25 protein-coding genes are annotated in these 24389 nt (G+C 54.2%); 14 read left to right on the top strand and 11 right to left on the bottom strand.

Going from position 1 to position 24389, the window contains the following annotated elements:
- Window positions 1-148 precede the first annotated feature (148 nt).
- Together BW956_RS11550 and BW956_RS11545 are read left to right on the top strand one after the other, a co-directional pair.
- Complete coding sequence (locus tag BW956_RS11550) at window positions 149-1174, top strand: DUF2333 family protein (protein ID WP_010322342.1); 1026 nt, start codon at window positions 149-151, stop codon at window positions 1172-1174.
- A gap of 23 nt (window positions 1175-1197) precedes the next feature.
- The gene (locus BW956_RS11545; RefSeq protein WP_076462870.1) at window positions 1198-1971 is read left to right on the top strand and encodes a ParA family protein; all 774 of its coding nucleotides are present in this window, start codon (window positions 1198-1200) and stop codon (window positions 1969-1971) included.
- 52 nt (window positions 1972-2023) lie between these two features.
- On the opposite strand, the gene BW956_RS11540 is transcribed toward BW956_RS11545, so the two are convergent.
- Complete coding sequence (locus tag BW956_RS11540; protein WP_139327169.1) at window positions 2024-2530, bottom strand: PA2817 family protein; 507 nt, start codon at window positions 2528-2530, stop codon at window positions 2024-2026.
- 64 nt (window positions 2531-2594) lie between these two features.
- Between BW956_RS11540 and BW956_RS11535 the strand changes: the two genes are divergently transcribed.
- The 5 genes from BW956_RS11535 (at window position 2595) to BW956_RS11515 (ending at window position 6366) form a co-directional block, all read left to right on the top strand.
- Entirely contained in the window at window positions 2595-3527 is a 933-nt protein-coding gene (locus BW956_RS11535) for an ABC transporter ATP-binding protein (RefSeq protein WP_010322339.1), read from the top strand.
- Window positions 3524-4297 carry an ABC transporter permease gene (locus tag BW956_RS11530; RefSeq protein ID WP_010322338.1) on the top strand — a complete coding sequence of 258 codons (774 nt, stop codon included), beginning with the start codon at window positions 3524-3526 and terminating at the stop codon, window positions 4295-4297. The genes BW956_RS11535 and BW956_RS11530 overlap by 4 nt, the downstream gene beginning before the upstream one ends.
- The gene (gene queF / locus BW956_RS11525; protein WP_076462869.1) at window positions 4297-5121 is read left to right on the top strand and encodes an NADPH-dependent 7-cyano-7-deazaguanine reductase QueF; all 825 of its coding nucleotides are present in this window, start codon (window positions 4297-4299) and stop codon (window positions 5119-5121) included. The genes BW956_RS11530 and queF overlap by 1 nt, the downstream gene beginning before the upstream one ends.
- Window positions 5122-5138: 17 nt before the next feature.
- Complete coding sequence (locus tag BW956_RS11520; protein ID WP_076462868.1) at window positions 5139-5696, top strand: NAD(P)H nitroreductase; 558 nt, start codon at window positions 5139-5141, stop codon at window positions 5694-5696.
- Between the two features lie 220 nt (window positions 5697-5916).
- Window positions 5917-6366, top strand: coding sequence for a YiiD C-terminal domain-containing protein (locus tag BW956_RS11515; protein WP_076462867.1), 450 nt, complete (start codon window positions 5917-5919; stop codon window positions 6364-6366).
- A 236-nt stretch (window positions 6367-6602) separates the two neighbouring features.
- Here the strand turns inward: BW956_RS11515 and BW956_RS11510 are convergent, their stop codons facing one another.
- The 5 genes from BW956_RS11510 to BW956_RS11490 form a co-directional block, all read right to left on the bottom strand.
- The gene (locus BW956_RS11510; protein ID WP_076462866.1) at window positions 6603-8294 is read right to left on the bottom strand and encodes an ABC transporter permease; all 1692 of its coding nucleotides are present in this window, start codon (window positions 8292-8294) and stop codon (window positions 6603-6605) included.
- A 78-nt stretch (window positions 8295-8372) separates the two neighbouring features.
- On the bottom strand, window positions 8373-9398 hold the full coding sequence (locus BW956_RS11505) for a Fe(3+) ABC transporter substrate-binding protein (protein ID WP_076462865.1): 1026 nt from the start codon (window positions 9396-9398) through the stop codon (window positions 8373-8375).
- A gap of 172 nt (window positions 9399-9570) precedes the next feature.
- Window positions 9571-10284, bottom strand: a complete 714-nt coding sequence (locus BW956_RS11500; RefSeq protein ID WP_029510998.1) for a 16S rRNA (uracil(1498)-N(3))-methyltransferase — start codon at window positions 10282-10284, stop codon at window positions 9571-9573.
- A gap of 30 nt (window positions 10285-10314) precedes the next feature.
- Window positions 10315-11325, bottom strand: a complete 1011-nt coding sequence (locus tag BW956_RS11495) for an LLM class flavin-dependent oxidoreductase (protein WP_076462864.1) — start codon at window positions 11323-11325, stop codon at window positions 10315-10317.
- A gap of 26 nt (window positions 11326-11351) precedes the next feature.
- Window positions 11352-11942: an antibiotic biosynthesis monooxygenase gene (locus tag BW956_RS11490; RefSeq protein ID WP_244894362.1), complete on the bottom strand. Its 591-nt coding sequence runs from the start codon at window positions 11940-11942 to the stop codon at window positions 11352-11354.
- A gap of 159 nt (window positions 11943-12101) precedes the next feature.
- On the opposite strand from BW956_RS11490, the gene BW956_RS11485 reads away from it, so the two are divergent.
- Entirely contained in the window at window positions 12102-12986 is an 885-nt protein-coding gene (locus BW956_RS11485; RefSeq protein WP_076462862.1) for a LysR family transcriptional regulator, read from the top strand.
- 27 nt (window positions 12987-13013) lie between these two features.
- On the opposite strand, the gene BW956_RS11480 is transcribed toward BW956_RS11485, so the two are convergent.
- Window positions 13014-13913 carry a LysR family transcriptional regulator gene (locus BW956_RS11480; RefSeq protein ID WP_244894361.1) on the bottom strand — a complete coding sequence of 300 codons (900 nt, stop codon included), beginning with the start codon at window positions 13911-13913 and terminating at the stop codon, window positions 13014-13016.
- Between the two features lie 104 nt (window positions 13914-14017).
- On the opposite strand from BW956_RS11480, the gene kynA reads away from it, so the two are divergent.
- From kynA to BW956_RS11450, 6 genes are all read left to right on the top strand, one after another.
- Window positions 14018-14878, top strand: coding sequence for a tryptophan 2,3-dioxygenase (gene kynA, locus BW956_RS11475; RefSeq protein ID WP_076462860.1), 861 nt, complete (start codon window positions 14018-14020; stop codon window positions 14876-14878).
- A gap of 10 nt (window positions 14879-14888) precedes the next feature.
- Window positions 14889-15521, top strand: coding sequence for an arylformamidase (gene kynB, locus BW956_RS11470; RefSeq protein ID WP_076462859.1), 633 nt, complete (start codon window positions 14889-14891; stop codon window positions 15519-15521).
- A complete protein-coding gene (kynU, locus tag BW956_RS11465) occupies window positions 15518-16759 on the top strand; it encodes a kynureninase (protein ID WP_076462858.1) in 1242 nt (413 codons plus the stop codon). Before kynB ends, kynU begins: the two co-directional genes overlap by 4 nt.
- A 141-nt stretch (window positions 16760-16900) precedes the next feature.
- Window positions 16901-18307 carry a sodium-dependent transporter gene (locus tag BW956_RS11460; RefSeq protein WP_076462857.1) on the top strand — a complete coding sequence of 469 codons (1407 nt, stop codon included), beginning with the start codon at window positions 16901-16903 and terminating at the stop codon, window positions 18305-18307.
- Window positions 18308-18524: 217 nt separating this feature from the next.
- Complete coding sequence (locus BW956_RS11455; protein WP_076462856.1) at window positions 18525-19841, top strand: OprD family outer membrane porin; 1317 nt, start codon at window positions 18525-18527, stop codon at window positions 19839-19841.
- Between the two features lie 171 nt (window positions 19842-20012).
- Entirely contained in the window at window positions 20013-20975 is a 963-nt protein-coding gene (locus BW956_RS11450; RefSeq protein ID WP_076462855.1) for an AraC family transcriptional regulator, read from the top strand.
- A gap of 32 nt (window positions 20976-21007) precedes the next feature.
- Here BW956_RS11450 and BW956_RS11445 read toward each other — a convergent pair whose 3' ends face one another.
- The 4 genes from BW956_RS11445 to BW956_RS11430 all read right to left on the bottom strand — a co-directional run bounded on the left by BW956_RS11445 (window position 21008) and on the right by BW956_RS11430 (window position 24389).
- A complete protein-coding gene (locus tag BW956_RS11445) occupies window positions 21008-21835 on the bottom strand; it encodes an IclR family transcriptional regulator (RefSeq protein WP_076462854.1) in 828 nt (275 codons plus the stop codon).
- Window positions 21836-21937: 102 nt separating this feature from the next.
- On the bottom strand, window positions 21938-22648 hold the full coding sequence (locus tag BW956_RS11440) for an ABC transporter ATP-binding protein (protein ID WP_010322169.1): 711 nt from the start codon (window positions 22646-22648) through the stop codon (window positions 21938-21940).
- Window positions 22649-22650: 2 nt separating this feature from the next.
- A complete protein-coding gene (locus tag BW956_RS11435; RefSeq protein WP_076462853.1) occupies window positions 22651-23430 on the bottom strand; it encodes an ABC transporter ATP-binding protein in 780 nt (259 codons plus the stop codon).
- The gene (locus BW956_RS11430) at window positions 23427-24389 is read right to left on the bottom strand and encodes a branched-chain amino acid ABC transporter permease (RefSeq protein ID WP_076462852.1); all 963 of its coding nucleotides are present in this window, start codon (window positions 24387-24389) and stop codon (window positions 23427-23429) included. Before BW956_RS11430 ends, BW956_RS11435 begins: the two co-directional genes overlap by 4 nt.

Genomic DNA, 24389 nt, shown 5'->3' with positions numbered 1-24389 from the left:
AGGCTTATATCAGTGGATACCGGTCGTTATTCGTGTCTCTCGACTCAAACGGTTGATTGACCGGAATGCGGAATTTCGCCATAGTGCAATGCAACATTCAGACCGCAGTTTTAGCGACGGTCAGGCTACATAAAGCAAGGAGTTAAGTGTGGAGCGTTTGGAACGTATCTGGCTCAGTATTTGGGACCGCTGCTGTTCAGCCCGATTTTTGCAGTGGGGGCTGGGTGCAATTCTGGCATGGCTGCTGGTGGCACTGGTCTTGGGGATGTTCTGGAGCAGCACCCCGGATGGCTTCGATGTCCGTAATCAGGCGGAACTCCAGACCGATGGCAAACCGGTCATTGGTACACACACCGCAGGTACACTGATTCACATGACCGAGACGTTGCTGGACAAGCCGGGCGGTTACCTCAGCAACGACATGTTCCCGCCGGGGCTCTGGCTGGACAATATGCCTGCCTGGGAATTCGGTGTGCTGGTTCAGGTCCGTGACATGAGCCGTGCCATGCGCAAGAGCTTCAGTCGCTCCCAGTCACAATCAACTGAAGATCCGGCACTGGCCAAGGCCGAGCCGCTGTTGCACTTTGACCATCGCAACTGGATTCTGCCGTCTTCCGAGCGCGAATACCGCAAGGCTCTGAAACTGCTGCGTGACTATCGTGATCGGCTGGGTGATACCAGCCAGCCGAATGCACAGTTCTATGCCCGTGCCGATAACCTGCGCGACTGGCTGGGCGATGTGTCCACCCGTTTGGGCAGCCTGTCCCAGCGTTTGAGCGCCAGTGTTGGCCAGCGCCGCATCAATACGGACTTGGCTGGTGACAGCGCCGGACGTCAGTCAACTGCGGCCGATGGCGAAATGGAAGTGAAAACGCCCTGGCTGGAAATTGATAATGTTTTCTATGAGGCACGCGGAACTTCCTGGGCGCTGATCCACTTGCTGGAAGCGGTTGAGCAGGATTTTGGCGAAGCACTGGACAAGAAAAATGCCCGTGCCAGCCTGCGTCAGATTATTCGTGAGCTGGAAGCGACCCAGTCCACCGTGTGGAGCCCGATGATTCTGAACGGTACCGAGTTCGGTTTCCTGGCCAACCATTCACTGGTGATGGCGTCCTACATTTCACGCGCCAACGCGGCCATTATTGACCTGCGCGACCTTCTGTCCCAGGGATAAGGATATTTGCGGAGTTCTGTATCATGCGCAGAGTGGTATTCAATCAGAAAGGCGGTGTGGGTAAATCGAGCATCGCCGTTAACCTGGCGGCCATTGAGGCCAGCCGGGGGGCGCGGACACTGGTGATCGATCTTGATCCCCAGTGCAACTCGACCCATTACCTGCTGGGGGATGATGCCAACAACCCCGAGTCTGATGTATACGGCTTTTTTGAGCAGGCCCTGAGCTTCCAGCTCAAGCCTCTACCGCCGCACTCCTTTGTGCATGCGACACCGTTCGATAACCTGTCGATTCTGCCGTCGCATCCCGACCTGGGTGATCTCCAGTCCAAGCTGGAAAGCAAGCACAAGATCTACAAGCTGCGTGATGCCGTGGTTGAGCTCAAGGAGGATTTCGATGTGATCTACATCGATACGCCGCCGGCGTTCAACTTCTTCACTCTATCGGCACTGGTTGCGGCCGAGCGCTGTCTGATCCCGTTCGACTGTGACGAGTTTGCGCGTCAGGCACTCTACAGCCTGCTCAACAATGTGGGGGAAACGCGGGAAGATCATAACGCGGACTTGCAGATCGAAGGCATCGTGGTGAATCAGTTCCAGCCGCGTGCGTCACTGCCGCAGAAGATCGTTGCGGGCCTTGAAGCCGAAGATCTGCCAGTGTTGGCAACACGCTTGCCGGCGTCGGTGAAAATGAAAGAATCTCACAACGAAGCCAAGCCGCTTGTGTACATGGCACCTCAGCACAAGCTGACCCAGGCGTTTGTGGCGTTGTATGAAGAGTTGAGCGCGCGCAGCTGATTCACGTGCAGCGAGCAGATGTGAAAAGCTGCTCGCTACATCCGCAAACCGGTTAGTGTCTGGTATCAGAGCCGGGGTCCAGTACCGCCTGTCGTAGCTGCAGGTAATCCACTTCATGCTGCTGGGCTTCTGCTTCTGACAGGGCTTCATCCAGCTGCTGGAACTGGCCAATCTCTTCATCGCTCATAAAGTGCAAGCACTCACCGCCGAATAGCCAAAACAGATCGCGTGCCACCAGGTGAACGTACTGGGGGTAGCTGCGCACCATGCGCACCAGCACATCCTGTCCCTGGTCGTAAGCGCCGGGCTGGTGCTGCTCATAGGCCTCAACCAGGCTGGCAAATTGATTCAGAAACTCAATATTGACGCTCTCAACCTGGTCATCCTTGAAATCGGCCTGTTGCGTGAGGTTGTTGTAGGCAATTTTCAGCAGATTGAGGTGAAAGGCATGGGAATTGGTCACGCAGGGCTCCAGTGGTAACAGCTTGGTTCGGGTGCGCCGGGGCAGGAAGCGAGGCGCTGGAAGGGGTACAATGGAGGGCTTGGGTTGAATTTTCAAGTTCCGACCTCATCAACAAGCTTCTCCTAATATATAGAAACGCAGACAAACGCATAGGCAGGACATGACGACAGCGCTATCGATACAGGACCTGCGCAAGGTTTATGGCAACAGTTTCGAGGCCCTAAAAGGCATCACTCTGGATGTTCAGCAGGGCGATTTCTTCGCGTTGCTGGGGCCAAACGGGGCGGGCAAATCCACTACGCTGGGCATTGTCTCATCGTTGGTGAATAAAACCTCGGGCAAGGTAAAGGTGTTCGGGTATGACCTGGATACCCAGTTGGCTCAGGCGAAACAGTGCCTGGGTGTGGTGCCTCAGGAGTTCAACTTCAACCCGTTTGAAAAGGTGTTGGATATCGTCGTTACCCAGGCAGGGTACTACGGAATTCCGCGCAAGCAGGCGACCGAGCGCGCTGAAACCTACCTGCGCAAGCTGGGGCTTTGGGACAAGCGCAATGAGCGTGCCCGCATGCTGTCCGGTGGCATGAAGCGGCGCCTGATGATTGCCCGCGCGCTGGTACATGAACCCAAGCTGCTGATTCTCGATGAGCCGACAGCCGGGGTGGATATCGAACTGCGTCGGTCCATGTGGGATTTTCTTACCGAGATCAATGCGGCGGGCACCACCATTATTTTGACCACCCATTACCTGGAAGAAGCTGAAAGCCTGTGCCGCAATATCGCCATCATTGACCACGGCAGCATTATCCAGGACACCAGCATGAAGGCACTGTTGCAGAAGCTGGATACCGAAACCTTCATTCTGGATTTGAAAGACGACTTTACCGAGCTGCCCGAGTTGAACGGCTACGTCATTCGCCCGCGCGATGCGCATACTCTGGAAGTGGATGTACCCAAGTCACAGGGCCTGAACGAGCTGTTCAAATTTCTGGCGGAGCAGGGCATGGAAGTGACCAGCATGCGTAACAAGGCCAACCGTCTGGAAGAGTTGTTTGTATCCCTGGTCGACAAGAACCTGAAACAGGAGCGCGCATGAACACCCGGTTGCTCTGGACCGCTTTCGTCACCATCGTCGTCAAGGAAATCCGCCGCTTTACGCGCATCTGGGTGCAGACCTTGCTGCCGCCAGCGATCACCATGACGCTCTACTTTATTATCTTCGGCAACCTGATCGGCTCGCGTATCGGTGATATGGGCGGGTTTGATTACATGGAATATATCGTGCCGGGTCTGATCATGATGTCCGTGATCACCAACTCCTACGGCAATGTGGTGTCATCCTTCTTCGGAACCAAGTTCCAGCGCAACATCGAAGAGTTGCTGGTCTCGCCGGTACCCAACTGGGTGATCCTGGCGGGGTATGTCATCGGTGGTGCTTCGCGTGGCCTGGGCGTCGGCTTTATTGTGACCCTGTTGTCCCTGTTCTTCACCGACCTGCAGATCCATCACCTGTTTGTGACCATTGCGGTCGTGTTGCTGACGGCGATTCTGTTTGCGCTGGGCGGTTTTATCAACGCGGTATATGCCAAAACCTTCGATGATATTGCCATCGTGCCGACCTTTATTTTGACCCCGCTGACCTATCTGGGCGGTGTCTTCTACAGCATTCAGTTGCTGCCCGGGTTCTGGCAGGGCGTATCTCAGCTCAATCCTATACTCTACATGGTGAACAGTTTCCGTTACGGTATCCTGGGTGTCAGCGATATCAATATCGGTTTCGCTTTTGCCATGATTATCGGTTTTATCGTATTGCTGGGGGGCTATGCCATGCATCTGCTCAATACCGGCAAGGGGATTCGTGAATAATGAGCGAACATCATCAAGTCAAGGCATCGCCGCTGGGGCAGGAGACCGCCTATGTCAACGAATACGACCCCAAGCTGCTGTATCCCATTGCGCGTGACCTGAACTGGCAGGCCAAGGGCGTCACACGTTCGTCGCTGCCGTTCCGTGGCCTGGATATCTGGAACGCCTATGAGGTGTCCTGGCTTGATCAGGGCGGCAAACCGGTAGTGCGTCTGGCCGAGTTTCGTATTCCTGCCAGCTCGCCGAATATTATCGAGTCCAAGTCATTCAAGCTGTATTTGAACTCCTACAACCTGAGCCGTTTCTGCAATGAAGCTGAGGTGCGCACACGCATGCAAGAAGACTTGAGTGCGGCGGCTGGCGCGCCGGTGGATGTGATTCTGACGTCCCTCAATGCGCCGGTAGAAGTGCAGCAGCTCAAGGGGCTGTGCCTGGATGAATTGCCGCTGCAGGTTGAACACTATACCCCGGCGCCGCAGTTGCTGACCTCAGGTGGTCAGGTGCAGGATGAGACGCTGGTCAGTCACCTGCTCAAGTCCAACTGTCCGGTAACGGGGCAGCCGGATTGGGCCAGTGTGCAGATTCGCTACAAGGGGCCTCAGATCGATCACAAGGGGCTGTTGGCGTATTTGATCTCCTACCGTGAGCATGGTGATTTCCACGAACAGTGTGTGGAGAACATCTTCATGGATATCTGGCAGCGTTGCCGACCACAAAAGCTCAGTGTCTATGCACGTTATGTGCGCCGCGGCGGTTTGGATATCAACCCGTACCGCTCCAGCATCAATGACACGCCCCAGAATCTGCGCCTTTCACGCCAGTAAGCCTACAGGAGAGTCACATGCAGGCACTCGATGCCCTGATCAACCGCGTTTCATGCCCCAAACTGGAAGGACCGGCCCCGACACGGGAGCAGCTGGACAACCTGTTCAAAGCGGCGCTGCGCTCACCGGATCACGGTGCCCTGCGCCCCTGGCGCTTCCTGGTCACTGAAGGTGAAGGGCTTAAACGCATGGGGCAGCTGTATGCGGATGCCGCACGTGCGGATGACCCTGAAGCCTCAGCCGCGCGTCTGGAAAAGTGTCAGAACATGCCGCTCAGAGCCCCGATGATCATCACCGTGATTGCGGTCACCCGTGAGCATCCCAAGGTACCTCACAGCGAGCAGCTGATCTCTGCTGGCTGTGCAGCACATGCGATTACTCAAGCAGCCTATGCCCAGGGTTTGGGTGCCATGTGGCGAACCGGCGATATGGCCTACAACGCGCATGTGGAAAAGGGCCTGGGGTTGAGCGAAGGCGAAAGCATTGTCGGTTATATCTACCTGGGGCAGCCGGGTCGCGACAAGGACGCGCCTAAGCTGGATGTGGATCAGTTTGTCAGCCGCTGGGGTGATTGAGCTGTAATTAGCTCATTATTCGCGCACAGAGTGCGCTCCCACACTTGTTCTTTGCAGGGCTGTGATACCGTCGTGGGAGCGCACTCCGTGCGCGAACAGTCCCACATTGATAGCATGGCCCGGCATAATAGATGTGGATGAAAGGTTGTGGGGGCGCGCTCCGCGTGCGAAATGTTTCTGTATCCAGTCGAGTCTCGGCACACCAACCATAAGGACAGTCATGCAAACCAATACCCAGGACTTTCTGAAATGGCTCAAAACCCAAATCCCTCTGCTGGAGCATCTTGGCATTGAACAGCTGGGCTGGGACGGGCAAACGCTGACAGTGCCGACGCCGCTGGCGCCCAATGTGAATGACAAGGGGACCGGTTTTGGCGGCTCTCAAGCGGCCATTGCCACAGTGGCCGGCTGGTGCCTGACCACACTCTGCCTGAAAGAGCGTGGGCTGGAATGCGACGTGGTGATTGCTGATAGCCATCTGCAGTACCTCAAGCCGGTGACCACTGATTTCGAGACCCGCGTTACCTTGCCTGACCTTTCAGCCGCTGATGCGTTGGCCGAGCGGGTTGAGGAGCGAGGCAAGGGTAAACTGGAATTGGTAGTTGAGGTGCTTTGTCAGGAGCAGGTGTGTATGCGTCTGGAGGGTGTCTACGTTGCTATTAAGCGTTGAGGTGTTGTCAGGCGCTTGAATCGTTCGGCCGCGGAGCGGCGGCCTCCGACAAATTCCACAGTTACCATTATAAGGTGGGCATTTTGCTGCTGTGGTATTGGGAACTGGTTGTGGGAGCGTGCTCCGCACGCGAAGGCTTAATCCAGCACACCTGCTTCCTATTTGGGAAAGCCTGCAAAATGTGGGAGCGCGCTCCGCGCGCGAATACCCAGCCCAAACGAACCCGGCTCTAAACCCTACCGACCCTGTCGAGTCGAAGTAATAGAACGGCTCAGCAGTATCACCGGAACAATCCCCACCAGCACAATCAGCATGGCTGCCAAAGCACTGGTTTCCAGCATCTCGTCAGACGCATACTGGTACACGTAAGTAGCCAGGGTATCGTAGTTGAACGGGCGCAGGATCAGTGTGGCCGGCAGTTCTTTCATGGCATCCACAAAGACCACCAGCACGGCGGTCAAGAGTCCACCCCGGATCAGGGGCAGGTGAACACGGCGCAGTGTTTGCAGCGGGTTGAGGCCCAGCGAACGGGAGGCCATATCCATGCTGGGAGTTACCTTGGCCAGTGACGAGTCGACACTGCCGGTGGAGACCGCAAGGAAGCGAACGCAGTAGGCAAAGACAATGGCAAAAGGTGTTCCGCTGAGCAGCAGGCCTGTGCCAAAGCCGAAATGCTCGCGCATGAACGCATCCACGCTGTTATCGAAAGCCGCCAGCGGGATGATCACGCCAATAGCCAGTACCGCACCGGGCAGGGCGTAGCCCAGGCTGCTGAAGCGGGAGGCCAGCGTCAAGGAGCGGTGGCTGGGGTAGAGGCGTTTGCTGTAGGCCAACACAATCGCCACGGCAACGGTCAGCAGGGCAGCCGTCGCGGAAAGGGTAAAGCTGTGGCTGGCATGGGCCAGAAAGTCAGCCTCACCCAGCTGATCCAGGCGGCGAACGGCGTAACTGCCCAGTACCAGGAAAGGCACCAGAAAGCCGAGTACCACCGGGAGGGCGCAGGCCAGGGTGGCCAGTGCCGATTTGCCGGGTGACAGGCTGTAGCGGTCGATACTGCCGAAACGGTCGGCGTTGGTGAACTGTCTCTGGCGGGCGCGAGCGATGCGCTCAAGCGAGATCAGCAGAATTACGAACACCATCATCAGGGTCGCGATTTGAGCGGCAGCCCCCAGGTTGCCCATGTTCAGCCAGGCATCATAGATGCCGGCAGAGAGGCTTTTGACGGCAAAGTAATCCACGGTACCAAAGTCATTCAAAGTCTCCATGGAGACCAGTGACAGGCCTACAGCGATGGCCGGGCGCGCAATGGGCAGGGACACGCGGTAGAAGCTTTGCAGTGGCGAGCAGCCAAAAATACGGCTGGCATCGCGGATACTCATGGACTGTTCCAGAAAGCTGGCGCGAGACAGCAGGTAAACATAGGGGTAGAGCACCAAGGTCAGCATCAGAATGGCGCCCCCCAGGCTGCGAATTTCGGGGAACCAGTATTCGCGAGCGGTTTGCCAGCCAAACAGGTCTCGCAGCAGGGTTTGCAGTGGTCCGGCATATTCCAGCAGATCGGTATACAGGTACGCGATCAGGTAGGCCGGCATGGCAAAGGGCAGTAACAGAGCCCACTCGAAAATACGCCTGCCGGGAAAGTTACACATGGTGACCAGCCAGGCGGTACCCACGCCGATTATCACAGACAGGCTGCCGACACCGGCCAGCAGGAGCAGGGTAGTCTTGATATAGACTGGAAGAATGGTGTCGACCAGGTGTGGCCAGATGTTTTCGGTCGGAAACAGCGCCAGCCAGAACACGGCCAGCACCGGCAACATTACCAGAATCGCACTGCCCCAGGCGATGGAATACCAGCCCGGCATCAGGCGACGGGGCTTGCGGGTATCAATCAGCGGTGGTGCAGCAGTGGCGGTAATGTCGTTCATGGTTTGGTAATACGCACAAAAACGGTAGCCGGGAAGACTACCGTTTCAGTGTGCAACTGTCGATTATTCAACAACAAATCAGTTGTCGAAGCCGACCTTGTCGACCAGGCGAGATGCATCTGCGCGGTGTTTAACCACATCGCCCAGGTTTACTTCGTCAGCCTTGAATTCGCCCATGTGCTCTTTCAGCAGGTCGGACCACTCGATGCCAGCACGAACCGGGAACTCGTAGTTTACTTCGGCGTACATCTTCTGTGCTTTTTCGCTGGTCAGGAACTCGATCAGCTTGATGGCAGCATCCGGATGCGGTGCATTCTTGGCCAGGGCAGCACCGGAGATGCTCATGTGCGCACCACGGTCATTCTGGTTCGGGAATACCAGGTTGACGGACTTGGCCCACTCGACCTGTTCCGGCTCTTTGGTGTTGGTCAGCATTTTGCCGTAGTAGTAGGTGTTACCCAGTGCCAGGTCGCACTGGCCTTCCTTGACGGCTTTCACCTGGGCACGGTCGTTACCCTGAGGGCGGCGAGCCAGGTTGTCTTTTACAGCGCTCAGCCACTGTTCGGCCTGTTCTTCACCATTATGTTCAATGATTGAGCCGATCAGAGAAAGGTTGTAGGAATGCTTGCCGCTTCGGGTACAGATACGACCTTTCCACTTCGGGTCAGCCAGATCTTCATAAGTCTGGATCTCGCCGTCTTCAACACGATCTTTGGATGCGTAGATGATACGTGAGCGTGCTGTCAGGCCGACCCACTTGTCGTCCTTGGAGCGGTACTGAGACGGCACATTGGCATCGACAATGTCGCTATCGATGGGGGCGACCAGGTCGCGCTGAACGGCGTCGTACAGGGGGCCTACATCAGAAGTCAGCAGAACGTCTGCCGGTGAGTTGGCGCCTTCATGTTCCAAACGCTCCAGAAGTCCTTTTTTGGAGAAGATAACGTTGGCCTTGATGCCGGTTTCAGCGGTGAAAGCTTCCAGCAGCGGTTTGATCAGGAACTCCTGACGATAGGAGTAAATGTTCACTTCGTCAGCAGCCTGAGCAACACTGCCAAAAGTTGAAAGAGCCAAGCCTGCCAGTAATGCTTTTTTTGCGGTCATCGTTGTCTCCATATGCCGGGCTGTCCCCCGGAAAATGATCTTAAAAACTTAATGCGAATTGTTATTAGTTTTGGTTCTTATGTCAATGCTATTGCGTTTGATTCTTGTTTTCGAATTATGGCAATGAATTATATAGACCAGTGTTCCAGATATACCTTGCGCTGGGTCAGGCTTAGAGCGGGAAGAGCCGAGACAGCAACACGGGTACGGCGGTTTCAACGCGCAGGATGCGACGGCCCAGGTGAATGCTCTCCAGGCCAGCTTCTTGCAGCTTTTCAACCTCGTAGGCAATAAAGCCGCCTTCAGGGCCAATGGCGAGTGTGGTCGGACTGGCTTCGGGGTCAGGGCAGGGCGCGGCGTCATAGGGGTGAGCAACCAGTGCCCGGGTGTTGCGTGCGAGTGCCGGCAGCTCGTCTTCGACAAAGGGCTTGAAGCGCTTGCGCAGGTGCACCCGAGGCAAACGGGTATCGCCGGCTTGTTCCAGTCCCAGCAGCAGGTGCTCACGGGTCTTGTCCGCTTTCAGAATCGGCGTGGACCAGTAGCTCTTGTCGACACGGTACGAGTTGATCAGCCAAAGGTCTTTCACGCCGAGAGTGGCGGCTGTTTCCAGCGTGCGCTTAAGCATTTTCGGGCGCGGCAGCGCCATGATCAGGTGCAGGGGCAAGGGTTTGGGCGGCGCTTGATCCAGCTGAACCTGCAACTCTATATAGTCATCGCTCAGTGCAGAGACTTTGCCTTGGCCGACCAGGCCATCAAGCACCCCGACCTTGAACGCTTCTCCGACCTGCGCCTGGTGAACGCTGCGCATGTGATGAAAGCGGCGGTCAGTCAGGCGCACAAGGTGAGGGCTGATAAAGTCAGAAGTGTAGAGCAGGATCAGGTTCACTGGAGATACCGCGTCGTGCAAAAGCGCCGATCATAGCATCCTTTTTGCCAGCCTTTCATAACTGCCCAGCCGGTCCTTGTAATCGTGTGTGACGGTGACGATACCTACTTCATCACTACGATATTGGTCTGCTACCTGACTGATCTGTTCGGCGCACTCATCTGCCGAGCCCAGTACCATGGAATTGAGCACGGCATTAAAAAAGCCCTGATCCGAAGGGGGCAGCTGATCCCTGAGACGCCAGGCTTCATCCGGATGTTTCACCACTTCACGGACGCCTTGACGGAAGGCTTTGACCTTCCAGTAGACCGCGGGTGCAGCCAGGTACTCTGCTTCCTCACGGCTGTCGGCACAGAGGGCCGCGACCGCGATACTGGCTTCGGGTTGGCCCTCATGTCCTGCTTCTGCCCAGGCTCGCTTGTACTCGCTAATGACGCTGGGCGGAGCCGGGTCCGGACTGATAAACAGTGCCAGGCACATTTTCATGCCCACCTGGCCGGCGAGGCCTGCACTGCCACCGCTGGAGCCAAGCATCCAGGTCTGTGGAGTTGCCGGCTCACCGGGCATGACCTGCAGATTTTTATAGGGGTGATCCTCTGGCAAGCGACCATGGAGCAGTTGCTGCAATAACCAGGACTGCTCGGCATAGTCCTCCAGTCCCGGCTGAGCCGGGTAAGCCAGGGCGTTGGAGGCCAGCGCATCACCACCTGGAGCTCGGCCGATGCCCAGATCGATCCGCCCGGGATATAAGGTTTCCAGCATGCTGAACTGCTCGGCCACCTTGTAAGGGCTGTAATGGGTGAGCATGACACCGCCGCTGCCAACACGAATACGTTGTGTCTGACCGGCAATGTGCCCGATCAGAATCTCGGGGCAGGGGCCTGCAAAGTTTACGCTGTTGTGATGCTCTGCCAGCCAGTAACGGTGATAGCCAAGGCGGTCACAGGCCTTCGCCAGGTCGACACTGATGGCCACCGGTGAAGTGTTGGCGGGCAAGCCCTGAACGGGAGATTGGTCGACAACGGTCAATTTCAAAGTCATTGGGGGTCCTGAATGGGAGCGCTGTCTCAGCGTTCGTTCTGTTCATGTTTTGGAAAAAGCCAGAAGGCAAACCAGCGTGTAAATCGAGGCATCAGTACATAGGACATGACGACCATGACCACAGCCGTGACCAGCAGCGTGCGCAGTAACAGAGGTACCTGTGCCAACAGATCGCCGAACAGGAAAAAGATCAGCGTCACGGTCGGGTAGAGAGCCAGCCAGCTGACAAATGTCATTTTGGCCTTTGCAGGTGGTTTGACCGGGTTATGGCCGGGCAAGGTAAACCAGTTGACGATCCCGGACAGGGTTTCGACTTCGCTGGGGCTGACCAGCAGAGGCTCTATCTGTTCCAGTATCTCCGCACGCTCGCTGGAAGCTTGCCAGGCAGCCAGCGACTCCTGATCTGAAAACTTGAAGATGATGCGATATTCAGGATCGTTGGCACTGGCCGGGCGAAACAGGTCAGCGCCCAGGTAACCCGGGTAGCGCGATGCTCGATGGGTCATTTCACTGCTCAGTTGCTCGAAATGATCTTCCTGACCTTTGATGACGCGGCGTGAAATAACCACCGTGACACTGGACGGGTTTGACGCTGTAGATTCTGTTTCTGGCATCATGAAGGACCTGAAGCTTAAGCAGGCTGAAATGCATAAATCGGAGTAAAAACTGGATAGCGCCCGATATTTGCTGTGTTATGGTTGTTCAATATAGGCCGGTGTGGATATTTATCTACTGGATATGCGGGAAGGCAAGATTTCATTTTTGAGAATAATAATATGAACTATCAGGATCTTTACTATTTCATCAAAGTGGTTGAAAAGGGCAGTCTGGTCTCTGCAGCCCGTTATCTGGATATACCTACTTCGACGCTGTCACGTCGTCTGCAGGCGTTTGAGCAACAGCTGGGCTACAAGCTGGTACATCGAAGCTCCAAAAAATTTGGCCTGACCGAGTCCGGCCAGCGGTTTTTCAACAGCCTGTCTCCGGTGATGACCGAACTGGAAATGCGCTCCGAGGATGTAAACTCGGAGCTGTCGTCTCTGTCCGGCGATATCAAGATTACGGCGCCGCTCACGCTGGGGCACCACTATGTCAAACCCTGGGTGTTTGAATTCATGGAGATAAATCCGCGGGTCAGTGTGGAGATGTTTCTCAGCAACCAGAATGTGGATCTGGTCAAAAACAGCATCGATATCGCTTTCCGTTTGGGCAAGGTGACCCTGAATGACTGGATATCGCGCCCATTGATGGAAACTGAAATGGTGGTGGTGGCGACACCGGAATTGATGCAGCGACACCCGCAACCGCAGCGGCCGGAAGAACTGGCCGAGCTGCCACTGGTGGTGCTCAAGCGCTCTGCCTTCTGGCGTTTTCAGGACCCGGATGGGCACGCCGTTACCTTTACGCCCCATGCCCACCTGCGTACCGATGAAATCCGCTTCGCTGTCGATGCCGTGAAACAGAATCTGGGCGCCTGCTGTATGCCGCGTTATGTGGTGTCAGAAGAGCTGGAAAGCGGTGAGCTGATACAGCTGCTGCCGGACTGGTCCATGGAGGGCCGCACCATGCATATGCTCTATCCTCATCGTGAAAACCTGCCGGTGAAAACCCGCGCGTTGATTGAGTTTGTGATGGATAAGGTGGCACAGGCGAAGGTCTGAGGATTCGGTTTAGTTTGGCTGTAAAGCTCAGTCTAAATCTGTGCTTGTGATGGCTTCAGCGAGCAGGGACGCTGGTGAATCTTCGGGTTCGTCATTGCGAACAAGAACATTCCAGTCGATGAAAAGTCCTTCCTGAGTTGCTTTGGCGGTACTCAACCCGCCTTGCTGTAAATAAGGCCGTACCGCCCAGGTGGGCATAATTGAAATGCCTGCACCAGCTCTGACAAATTCAACGACGGCCTCAGTAACACCCGCACGTATTACGCTTGGCGGTAGTATCTGGTAGCGACTGAAAAGCTGCTCGTACTCTCGTCCCGGGCCTGGGTTGGTGTGATACGTGATGTAAGGACTTTCGGCAATCTCGTCTGGACTTAACCATTCCCTGTCTGCCATCGCATGACTCTGCGGCATCACCACAACCATCTCATCATGAAGCAACGGCAAGGCTCGAAAGCCGCTGTGGGTCAGAATGCCGGAGACGATCGAAAGGTCGATAGTACCGTTACGCAAGGCGGTGTAGGGGTCCAGAGATACATCCGGGATAATTTCCACGCTCATGCTGGGGTGCTCTAATAGGAAGCCACTCAGGAAGCGGGGCAGCCACTGATAATTGCCATAAGCTTCGTTACCGATTCTCACCACATGTTTTATGCCCATCGACAGCTTATTGATGTCGATTTCAGCTCGCTCAAGCTCACCCAAAATGACCTTCGCCGATTGCAGCAGGCGTTTGCCTGCGCTGGTTGGTATCAGGCGTTTGTTCTTGCGGTAGAAAATTTCTGTATTGAGCAGGCGCTCTGCTTCACGGATGCGATGACTCAGGGCTGACTGGCTCAGCCCTATCTGGTTGGCTGCTTCGGAAACGCTGCCTGTCGATGCAATCGACAGGATCATCTGCAGGTGCCGTGTACTGATACGAGCGCTCATAATTATGCAAAAAATTAATAGTTTGTGGTGATTTTATGAAATTTACATGAGAAATCATGTTTGTAAACTGTATTTGTCTAATAAATAGAAACAGGAATGCAGTTATGAGTAGCGGTTGCCCATTTTTGGAGGCTGAGAAGAAGCAGGTCAGTCTTGATGATGAAAACATCCACTGGGACCAGGACATGAGCTATGGCCAGTACCTGGACCTTGAGGCTCTGCTTAAGTGTCAGAAACCGGCTTCGAAAGAGCATGACGAGATGCTCTTCATCGTTATTCATCAAGTGTCGGAGCTGTGGATGAAGCTCTGCCTTCACGAGGCCTACGGAGCAGCGCGTCATATCAAGGACGACAATCTGCGACCGGCTTTCAAAATGCTCACCCGTGCCGCACGTATTCAGGAACAGCTGGTTCAGGCCTGGGATGTGCTGGTCACCATGACTCCGGCGGACTACTCAAGCTTTCGTGACAGCCTTGGGCAGAGTTCCGGCTTTCAATCCTATCAATACCGTGAACTCGAGTTCCTGCTGGGCAATAAACACGCCGGCATGGTCGAGGCACACCGTGCTCACACTCATCATTACGAGCATCTTCAGTCTGTACTTGGCGCCCCCAGTCTTTATGACCTGACGTTGCAGCTGCTGAGTCGTCGCGGCTTTGATATTCCGAGCAGTCACCTTGAACGCGACTGGCGCCAGGCTTACACGGCCAGCTCTCAGGTCGAAGCAGTATGGTCTGATATTTATCACAACACCGCTGAACATTGGGATCTGTATGAACTGGCTGAGAAGCTGGTTGATATGGAGTTCAACTTCCAGCGCTGGCGTTTCAGCCACATGAAAACGGTTGAGCGCATCATCGGTTACAGGAAAGGTACCGGTGGCACTGCCGGTGTGAAGTATCTGGTCAAAGCACTCGATCTACAGTTCTTCCCTGAGCTGTGGTCAGTGAGAAGTTCGATTTGAGGACCCTGTCATGAGTCGAATTTGGGACATTTCTCAAACCCTGCGTAAGGGCATACCGGTCTGGCCAGGTGATACGGAATACCGTTCAGAGCAACATTGGGAACTGAACGAGAATTGCCCGGTTAATGTAGGTGCGCTTGAGTTATCCACACATACCGGCACTCATGCTGATGCCCCTCTGCATTACGATGCTGCCGGGAAATCCATCTCTGAAGTGGATCTGGAAACATACATCGGCCTCTGTTTCCTGATTGATGTTACAGACGCCAAGGGGCTGGTGCGCCCGGAACATGTAATCGACCAGCTACCTCAGCGTGCCGAGCGTGTGCTGCTGCGGACCATGACGTCTTTTCCGCATGACTGTTGGGTCAGTGACTTCACCGCTATTGATGCAGCAACCATCGATCTGCTGGCATCGCGGGGTGCTCGGCTGATTGGGGTCGACAGCCCTTCATTAGACCCTGAAACCTCCAAGGCCATGAGCGCACATCAAGCGGTTAAGCGCCATGGCATGGCCATCCTGGAAGGCCTGGTGCTGGATGCTGTTCCTGCCGGGCCATACGAACTCATCGCCCCCCCTTTAAAACTGTACAACATGGATGCATCGCCTGTGCGTGCATTATTGAGGAGTATCCACCCATGAATTCATTCACTCGCGAGCAATGCGCTGACTTTGACCGTCTGGATGAACTTGCTGAATATCGACAGCAATTCGACCTAGAAGAAGGTCTCATCTACATGAATGGCAACTCCCTTGGGGTATTGCCCAAGGCTGCCAAAGATCGGGTGCAAGAGGTTGTTCATGAAGAATGGGGCCGAGGTTTGATTCGAAGCTGGAATACAGCTGACTGGATCAATCTGCCGAATCGTGTTGGCGACAAGATCGCGGGCCTTATAGGAGCAGGCGAAGGTGAAGTAGTGGTAGCCGATTCCACCTCCGTAAACCTGTTCAAGCTTGCGGCTGCTGCGGTAAGGATGCGTCAAGGGCGGAGCAAGATATTGTCTGAGCCCGGCAATTTCCCGACAGATTTGTATATTTTGCAGGGACTGGAGAAGTTTCAGCAGGGACAGGTTCGCCTGAATACGGTTAATCGAAACGACATTCTCGATGCCATCGATGAAGACACAGCGCTGGTGGTGTTGACGCATGTTCACTACAAGAGTGGTGACATGTTCGATATGGCTGCCATCACTCAGCGCGCCCATGAAAAAGGGGCGCTTGTACTCTGGGATCTGAGTCACAGTGTCGGCGCTGTTCCGGTTCAGTTGAACGAAGCCGGTGTCGATCTGGCTATTGGTTGTGGCTACAAATACCTGAATGGTGGACCTGGTGCGCCAGGTTTTCTGTTCGTTGCCAAACGACATCAGGAACAGCTTGAGCAGCCATTAAGTGGATGGTTTGGACATGCCAACTCCTTTGCCATGCGAGATGACTATGAGCCTGCACCGGGGATCAAACGCACTCTTTGCGGTACCACTCCGGTAATCGGTGCCAGCCTGCTGGAAGTGGGCGTCGATATCATGCTGTCCGCCAGCATGAGCCGAATCCGGGAAAAGTCGCTGCAGATGGGCGATCTGTTTATAAAACTGGTCGAGCAGCGACTGAGCGGCTTTGGCTTCGAAATCGCATCTTCAAAAGACGCGTCCATTCGCGGTAGCCAGGTCTCACTCATTCATGAGCAGGGGTTCGCCATCATGCAGGCACTGATTGCACGTAATGTGATCGGTGACTTCCGGGCGCCTAATATTCTTCGCTTTGGTTTTACTCCGCTTTATCTGCGATATGTGGATCTATGGGATTGCGTTGATGCCCTTGTTGAAATAATGGAACAGGAGGAATGGAATCGTCCGGAATTCAAGAAGCTGACAGCGGTTACTTGATTCTGATTATTTAAGATAGTCTTCTGTATTTTTGAAAAATGCTTATGGATGAGCGATTAAATAGAGTTCGGCTATTTCTCGCTAAGAAAATAAAACACAAATGAACGTCTAGAAAATAATTATAAATTGGAGTGTTTAATCATGAGCAATAAAAGCTTATCGGCTGATGCTGCCTGTTTTGAGGGGGGCACATCTGCAGCGGCTACGGGGAAGCGCGGTCTTTGGTCTAGTCGACTCATGTTTATCCTTGCGGCGACAGGTTCAGCTGTAGGTCTAGGCAACATCTGGAAGTTTCCCTATATCACCGGCGAGAATGGTGGTGGGGCTTTCGTCCTGCTGTACCTTGGTTGCATAGCGATAATCGGCATTCCCCTTTTAATGGCGGAGATACTGATTGGTCGCAGAGGGGGACGCAACCCTGCAGGCTCGATGGAGGTCCTGGCTCAGGAAGCCGGTGTCAGCTCGCGATGGAAGCTATTAGGGTGGGCGGGTGTTATCACCGGTTTTGTTCTGTTGAGCTTCTACCTTGTAGTGGCGGGCTGGGCCGTTTCCTATATCTTCACTGCGGGATCAGGTGCATTTAATGGTGCTACCAGCGACGACATTGGAGGCCTTTTTGGCGGGCTCGTCAGTGATCCCGTTGCGTCGACGGCATGGGGCACAATCGTGCTTGCCATTACTGCGACCATCATCATCAAAGGCGTTAAACAGGGGCTGGAAAAAGCGTTCAGTATCATGATGCCGGGATTGTTCGTTATCCTGCTGCTTCTTGTCGGTTATTCGGTCTCCACCGGCTATTTCGGACAGGGTGTTGAGTTCATGTTCAACTCTGACTTCAGCAAACTTACCGGAACCAGTGTTCTGATAGCGCTTGGCCATGCATTCTTCTCGCTGAGTCTGGCGGGTGGCGGCATGATGACCTATGGCTCCTATCTGTCCAAAGATGTCTCTCTGAGCAAAACCGTCATGACCGTGGGTGTACTGGATACAGTGGTCGCACTGATTGCCGGTTTGGCCATCTTTCCGATTGTGTTCGCCAACGGCCTGGAGCCGGGTGCGGGTCCTGGACTGATCTTTGTAACGTTGCCGCTGGCCTTTGGTCAAATGCCGTTTGGCCAGATAGTTGGCGTACTTTTTTTTGTGATGCTCTCCTTTGCTGCACTGACATCAGCAATCTCGCTGTTGGAACCGGCTGTATCCTGGATGACTGAGAAGCGTGGAATGAGTCGCCTCAAAGCGGGTGTATTAACGTCTGCAGGCATTTGGGTTCTGAGCCTGGGCTCCGTTTTCTCTTTCAACATCTGGCAGAACTATACCCTGTTCGGCAAAACCTTCTTCGATACGCTGGATTACCTGACCAGCGGCTGGATCATGCCACTGAGCGGTTTGGCCATGGCCATTTTCACCGGCTGGATTATGACGCGAGCTGCGACACATGAAGAAGTAGGGGATGGCTGGGGCTATCGCATCTGGCGTTTCCTGATCCGCTATATCGTACCTGTGGGCATCCTGGCCGTCTTTCTTCACGCCATAGGTGCTCTCGATTAATAGACTTTCTGAGTCCCCACAGTTAGGTGCTCTGAGTAACTGAGCACGGCTTAAATCAGAAAACACCACTTGAAAAAAATCTGCTGCCTGCGGGCAGCGGTAAAGGCTTGTTGCTGCCTGAAATTGCGGGATGGACCCCGCCATAAAATAACTTTTCAGACCAATAAATTGGTTTTCCATTTTTTTAGCAAGAAAAATTTAAAGAGAATAAGAATACATGAATAATAAAATAATCCCGCTGGTTATGGCAGTTGGGCTTGGTGCTTCATTCAACGCTAATGCGTCGGTATTGCTCGAAAATGATGTGTTAAGACTGACGTATAAAAACTATTACTGGAATGAAGACCCGAACAGCTACGGCAGTATTGATGGCGGGTCAACACGTAATGAATGGGTTCACGCGGCTCTGTTGGATTACAGCACGGGTTATATCAATGACTGGATTAAGCTTGATTATGGTTTCGCAGTTGCTGATCAGCTTTCCATCGGTTCAGACGTGACAGATGTTTCCAACTTGCCGTCAAACTCCGCTGACATTACAAACCCTGATTCGATGGTATCGACACAAACCGCGTACCTCTCGTTGCGCTATCCGGGTGATACCTTTGCATTGACAGCTGGAGCAGGCAAGAAACGCCGCTCCTCCTTGTTGTATGACGATTCCAACTCACGAATTTTGCCGTCTACAACGGTTGGCTTTGACCTTTCTGCGGATACCGAAAAGCTGACTCTGTATTTCACGCAATTCGATAAGCATAGCCCGCGAAATAACGATAACTGGGGCGATTCACTGGAGAACTTCCTGGGCGAAGAGATCGAGTATGTCAGCTACTTCGGTGCTCAGTATCGTTTCGATAATGGGCTTTCAGTCGATGCCATGAAGTTGGAGGCTAAAGACTACCTGCGCGAGCGTTTACTCAAGGCCCAATACAGCATGCCGCTGTCTCAGGAAAGCAGTCTCCAGATGAGCTTCATCTATGGTAATCAGCAGGACGCCGGACAGCTGTTCGAGCGCAGTGGTTTGGGAGGCTATGCCCCGGCAGGAGACCTTGATGTTGATTTCTATGATGCTGGCATTGACTATCAGCATGGCCCATACACTCTGTCTCTAAACTATCTCACCGTGAAAGGTGGTGACTTCAACCGAGTACTCTTCTCCAGTGATCATGGCACCTGGAACACCAGTGGTAACAATTGGTCGTTCAATGGCCTTGAGAATGAAAAGATGATCCGGATTGGCGTTGCGACAGATTTCAGTCAGATGGGTGTTCCGGGGCTCTTCTGGGTCGTGCAGGGCATCGGTTCCTATGACGCAGCAGGATACGATGACTTCAGTCGTAAAGAGCTGGTGAGTTATGTCAGCTATGACTTCCAGGGTGCACTGAAGGGACTCAATGTCAGTTGGTATGCTGATATTCACCGTGCAGAGGGTGAAGTTGATGGTGTTAAGCGAACTGAATCAGTCGTTGGGCCTGCGGGGCTGGAGCGAAAGGACGTTAACCGTTTCTACCTGAGCTATAGCAAAGAGTTCTAAAAGCGCTGAAGGATGAAGCTCTGTATGGAATCCCCAGCTCTGTACAGAGTTTCATACCTCTGGGGGAATGTGCGGATGGATATGTGATCATGAAACAACCATTGCACTCAAGTTAGGTTTATCTATAATGAATCCGTTAACAATAATTACAAAAAATAAAACGGTACGGCTATGTTTACCAATGTGCTCAGCAACGCCGTGGTTTTCGACCAGGCGCATCCGCTTGAAGTGTCCGACTACGTTAATCTCCACGTGGGACATCATCGGTTGGAGTTCAATAACCTTCATCAGAGCCGTCGACCGGCTTCCCAACTGCGCTATCGTGATTTTGCCGGTATTGGACTGTCATCCATCAGCTATGGCGATGATGTGCAGGTTCGGTGCCCCGATCTTCAGAGTGTTTATCATTTTCAGGTTGTGACTCAGGGAGAGTGCCGCTGGCATTTCTCCGACCAGCGCCTGCAGCTGACCCGCGGCCAGGCTCTGATGATGAACCCGGGTGAAAAGATGGATCTGACCTACTCGAGTGACTGTGAAAAGGTCATTGTGAAGGTGCCGGAAGAGTTGGTACGAGAGGCGTGTCTTGAGCAGTCGGGCCGAGTCCCCAGAGCGGGTGTGCGCTTTGAGCGTCGAGTGATCGAGTTGCAGCAATCCCTGGGTTTTATGCGCCTGTTGGATGCACTGTTATTGGAAGCCAATGAAACCGAGCTGGACCTGAGTCACCTGCAATTACCTTACCGCGACATTCTGATTCGCAAGCTGCTGCAGCAGTTTGATAGCAATGCAGGAGAGGGTGCAGAGCTGAACATACACGATCGCAGCTTTTCCCTGCTGCTGGCCTACGTCGAGGCACATATTCGTGATGATCTGAGTGTGGAAACCCTTGCTCAGGCCGGCAGTGTCAGCGTGCGCACTGTCTACAACCTGTTTGCAAAATACTTCAATCTTACTCCGAAGCTCTTCATCAAACAGTCCAAGCTGAAAAGCTTGCGCGACGAGCTAAAGAATAATCCGGCTATTCGCAACGTAACGGAAATCGCTCTGGACTATGGCTTTACCCACCTGGGGCGCTTCTCATCTGATTACCGCAAACTGTTTGGTGAACTTCCCTCAGAAACACTGCGTCAGCGTTGATTCTGTCATGAGGTACGGGTCGGTATCGGTCGTCAGTTGACGTCCGGTTCCGGCCGGTTGTGTCGACCACAGATCTCTTCAGTCACATTTCGCGCACATTCCTTAACCATTTCACTGTAGCGGCTGCCAGGGCGCACATCGGTGTCGCCGTTGATGCCCATCAGGCTGACAACGGATGAAATGTTGCCGTTGATATCATGTATGGCGCTGCCAACCACATTGATATCAGGCAAAAAGTCGCCGTAGAAACAGCAGAGGTTATCCTGTTTGACCTGTTCCAGGTGGGACAGGAACGCAGGCTTGTCCAATGTTTGGCCGTTATAGCGTGGTAGTGCAGGCGGGTTGTTATAAAAGGCATCCACGATCTGGTTACGCCTCGCACTGGGGAGGTGGGCGAGAAAAATCCGGCCCGAAACCGAATAGAAAGGTGACAGCTCCATGCCAAGACGTACGTTGACCGCCACGGGTTGGCTTGCGTCCAGCCATTTGATGACCAGAGGGGCCTGGCCGTTCCAGACAGTAATGGAAACTGTCTTGTCACTGCTGCGATTGAGTGCTTCTACCGCTGAAAAGGCTGACTGTATGGGATCTATTCGGCTTAATGCTGCAACGCCCAGTGTCAGGCTGGACTTGCCGAGGATATACCCGCTGCCATTTTCCTGCGCAATGTAGCCCGTGCGGATCAAGCTGACCATGTACTTGTGCAGTCGGCTGGAGGATAGCTCCATCACATCAGGCAGTTGCTTCAGAGTCATGGGGCGGGTGGATTCGGCCAGTGTGTCCAGAATTCGCAACCCGATCTCCAAAGACCCGATTCCCTGGCGTTGCGCCTCCACTGTTTTGTCTGTCTGGTCGGGCATCTGTTGGCATCCATTTACAACTCAATCAGTCAGGGATTCTACCAATGAGTTGGCATAACCCCCAACCACGTAGAGCAGGGCCCGCAAAATACAGGCCTTTGCCTAGACGCCCAGGTAGGACTCGACTTCGTCCAGGCTTTCCATCAGCTGACTGGAACCGGCGCTGAACACCACCTGGCCTTTCACCAGAACGATGTGTTGGTCGCATAGCTCCTTCAGTACCTGAATGTTTTTATCCACAATCAGGGTGGATATTCCACTCGATTTAATGGTGCGAATTACATCCCAGATCTCCTTGCGGATCAGCGGTGCCAGGCCTTCGGTGGCCTCGTCCAGAATCAGCAGCTCCGGATTGGTCACCAGGGCCCGGCCTATGGCAAGCATCTGCTGCTCGCCACCGGACAGCTGAGTACCCAGATTGGTCAAGCGTTCCTGCAGGCGCGGAAAGGTTTCCAACACGCGCTCACAGGTCCAGTGCTGTTCTCCCTTTTGATTGGCGCGGGCGGCCATTTCGAGATGTTCTTTGACGGTGAGGTTGTGAAACATGCCACGGCCTTCGGGCACGTAGGCTATATCCTTGCGCATCCGCTGCCAGGTCGGCAGTCCGGTGATTTCCTCACCCTGGAACAGTACATGTCCGCTACGCGGAGGTACCAGGCCCAGGATCGATTTCAGCGTGGTGGTTTTGCCCATACCGTTGCGCCCCATCAGGCTCACGGCCTGGCCCGGCTGGATGTCAAAATTTACGCCATGCAGGATGTGGCTCTCACCGTAGTAGGTGTGCAGCCCTTTTACGTCCAGTAACTTTGTCATTGTCAGAATACCTCGTCGCCCTGACCCAAGTAGGCCTCTTTCACACGCGGGTCATCGCGCACCTGATCGACACTCCCGGTGGTCAGGTGCTGGCCGTCGACCATCACGGTTAGCTGGTCGGACAGCTCAAACACCGCATCCATGTCGTGCTCAACCAGCACGATGCAGTACTCCCGTCTCAGCGTCTTGAGCAGTTCAATTATCAGTTGGGATTCTTCGTGGCCCATCCCGGCCATAGGCTCATCCAGCAGAAGCACCTCTGGCGAGGTGGCCAGGACCATGGCGATCTCCAGCTGGCGCTGCTCGCCATAGCTGATCTGGGACGCGACCACGTCCCGGCGTGCTCCCAGCCCGACTTTCTCCAGTGCTTCGCTTGCGATTTCATCCAGCACTTTCTGGGTATAACGTGAGCGCAGGATATTGAAGCTGCCGCCCATACGGCGCTGGACCGCCACGCAGCAGTTTTCCAGGCAGGTCGCACCAGGATAGATATTGGTTTTCTGAAAGCTGCGACCGATGCCGCGGCGGGCAAAGGCGTAGGGCTTGATGGCTTCGATCGCTTCTTCCTTGTGCAGAATACTGCCGCGTGTGGGCTTATAGTGGCCACAGAGCAGGTTCAGCAGGGTACTTTTGCCCGCGCCGTTGGGGCCGACAATGCCATGCAATTGCTTGTCGAAAAACTGCAGGGATATATCGTCCAGTGCCTTGAGACCGCCCCAGTACTTGCACAGTCCCTGAGTTTCCAGCATGACCTTTAGGTCCAGTGATACTTGGGTATTCATGTGCGTTTCTCCAACAGTTTTTCCATGGAGCCGGCGATGCCGTTTTTGAACACCATCACCATGGCAATGATCAGCGCACCCATAAACAGCATCCAGTGTTCGGTCAGGTGTTCCAGCACATAGTGCAGTCCTTCATACACGAAGGTGCCGAGAATGGCGCCATAAATGGAACCCATGCCGCCGAGAATCGACATCACCAGTGCAGAGCCGGATGTGGTCCAGGCCAGCATTGATGGATTGACGAAACCGTACTGCAGGGTGAACAGGTAACCGGCGTAGGCGCCCAGCGCCGAGGCGATTACATAACTCATCAGGCGGAACACGAAGATGTTGTAGCCCAGCGCCGTGGTGCGGCCCGGATTCTCATGGATGGCATCCACAACGCGGCCAAAACGTGAGCGGATCAGAATCCGGAAGAAGATCAGAGTGTTGAACAGTGACAGCAGGCACAGGTAGTAAAAGTGGGTAGGGTTATCCAGGTCAAAGAAGCTGAGCCCGAAAATACTGGTCTCCGGTTTGACGTAAATGAATAGACCATCCGTACCGCCAAACTCGATGGAATCGGAGAAGAAATAGAACGCCATCTGGGCAAAGGCCAGTGTGATCATGATCATGTAGATACCGCTGGTACGCAGGACCAGGAAGCCAATTATCAGTGCCACGGCTGCGGCGATCATGCAGATGTAAAAGGTGTAGACCCAGAAGTTCACCGCTTCGTACTCGGGGGCAATCATCCAGAATAGATAACCACCCAGACCATAGAACATGGCGTGCCCAAGCGTGATCAGGCCGCAACGGCCGACCAGATAATCCAGCGACATCACAAACAGTGCAAAGATCATGATGCTCGTGAGCTTGCTGACGAAGAAGGTGTTCTCGGCAAGAAACAGCGGCATCAGCAGCGCCAGAGGGAAGAATACCCAGAAAAAGATACGTTCGGTGCGTTTGTTGAAAAGCAT

The sequence above is a fragment of the Marinobacterium stanieri genome (assembly GCF_900155945.1).
Classification (GTDB): domain Bacteria; phylum Pseudomonadota; class Gammaproteobacteria; order Pseudomonadales; family Balneatricaceae; genus Marinobacterium; species Marinobacterium stanieri.
The sequence above is the reverse complement of the archived record's forward strand: the minus strand, read 5'-3'. Positions and strand labels throughout refer to the sequence as shown.

Bases quoted from the DNA above. Each gene is read 5' to 3' on its own strand.
- BW956_RS11545 (WP_076462870.1), top strand. From the start codon at position 1,198: ATGCGCAGAGTGGTATTCAATCAGAAAGGCGGTGTGGGTAAATCGAGC.
- BW956_RS11535 (WP_010322339.1), top strand. From the start codon at position 2,595: ATGACGACAGCGCTATCGATACAGGACCTGCGCAAGGTTTATGGCAAC.
- BW956_RS11530 (WP_010322338.1), top strand. From the start codon at position 3,524: ATGAACACCCGGTTGCTCTGGACCGCTTTCGTCACCATCGTCGTCAAG.
- queF (WP_076462869.1), top strand. From the start codon at position 4,297: ATGAGCGAACATCATCAAGTCAAGGCATCGCCGCTGGGGCAGGAGACC.
- BW956_RS11520 (WP_076462868.1), top strand. From the start codon at position 5,139: ATGCAGGCACTCGATGCCCTGATCAACCGCGTTTCATGCCCCAAACTG.
- BW956_RS11515 (WP_076462867.1), top strand. From the start codon at position 5,917: ATGCAAACCAATACCCAGGACTTTCTGAAATGGCTCAAAACCCAAATC.
- BW956_RS11510 (WP_076462866.1), bottom strand. From the start codon at position 8,294: ATGAACGACATTACCGCCACTGCTGCACCACCGCTGATTGATACCCGC.
- BW956_RS11505 (WP_076462865.1), bottom strand. From the start codon at position 9,398: ATGACCGCAAAAAAAGCATTACTGGCAGGCTTGGCTCTTTCAACTTTT.
- BW956_RS11495 (WP_076462864.1), bottom strand. From the start codon at position 11,325: ATGACTTTGAAATTGACCGTTGTCGACCAATCTCCCGTTCAGGGCTTG.
- BW956_RS11490 (WP_244894362.1), bottom strand. From the start codon at position 11,942: ATGATGCCAGAAACAGAATCTACAGCGTCAAACCCGTCCAGTGTCACG.
- BW956_RS11485 (WP_076462862.1), top strand. From the start codon at position 12,102: ATGAACTATCAGGATCTTTACTATTTCATCAAAGTGGTTGAAAAGGGC.
- BW956_RS11480 (WP_244894361.1), bottom strand. From the start codon at position 13,913: ATGAGCGCTCGTATCAGTACACGGCACCTGCAGATGATCCTGTCGATT.
- kynA (WP_076462860.1), top strand. From the start codon at position 14,018: ATGAGTAGCGGTTGCCCATTTTTGGAGGCTGAGAAGAAGCAGGTCAGT.
- kynB (WP_076462859.1), top strand. From the start codon at position 14,889: ATGAGTCGAATTTGGGACATTTCTCAAACCCTGCGTAAGGGCATACCG.
- kynU (WP_076462858.1), top strand. From the start codon at position 15,518: ATGAATTCATTCACTCGCGAGCAATGCGCTGACTTTGACCGTCTGGAT.
- BW956_RS11460 (WP_076462857.1), top strand. From the start codon at position 16,901: ATGAGCAATAAAAGCTTATCGGCTGATGCTGCCTGTTTTGAGGGGGGC.
- BW956_RS11455 (WP_076462856.1), top strand. From the start codon at position 18,525: ATGAATAATAAAATAATCCCGCTGGTTATGGCAGTTGGGCTTGGTGCT.
- BW956_RS11450 (WP_076462855.1), top strand. From the start codon at position 20,013: ATGTTTACCAATGTGCTCAGCAACGCCGTGGTTTTCGACCAGGCGCAT.
- BW956_RS11445 (WP_076462854.1), bottom strand. From the start codon at position 21,835: ATGCCCGACCAGACAGACAAAACAGTGGAGGCGCAACGCCAGGGAATC.
- BW956_RS11440 (WP_010322169.1), bottom strand. From the start codon at position 22,648: ATGACAAAGTTACTGGACGTAAAAGGGCTGCACACCTACTACGGTGAG.
- BW956_RS11435 (WP_076462853.1), bottom strand. From the start codon at position 23,430: ATGAATACCCAAGTATCACTGGACCTAAAGGTCATGCTGGAAACTCAG.
- BW956_RS11430 (WP_076462852.1), bottom strand. From the start codon at position 24,389: ATGCTTTTCAACAAACGCACCGAACGTATCTTTTTCTGGGTATTCTTC.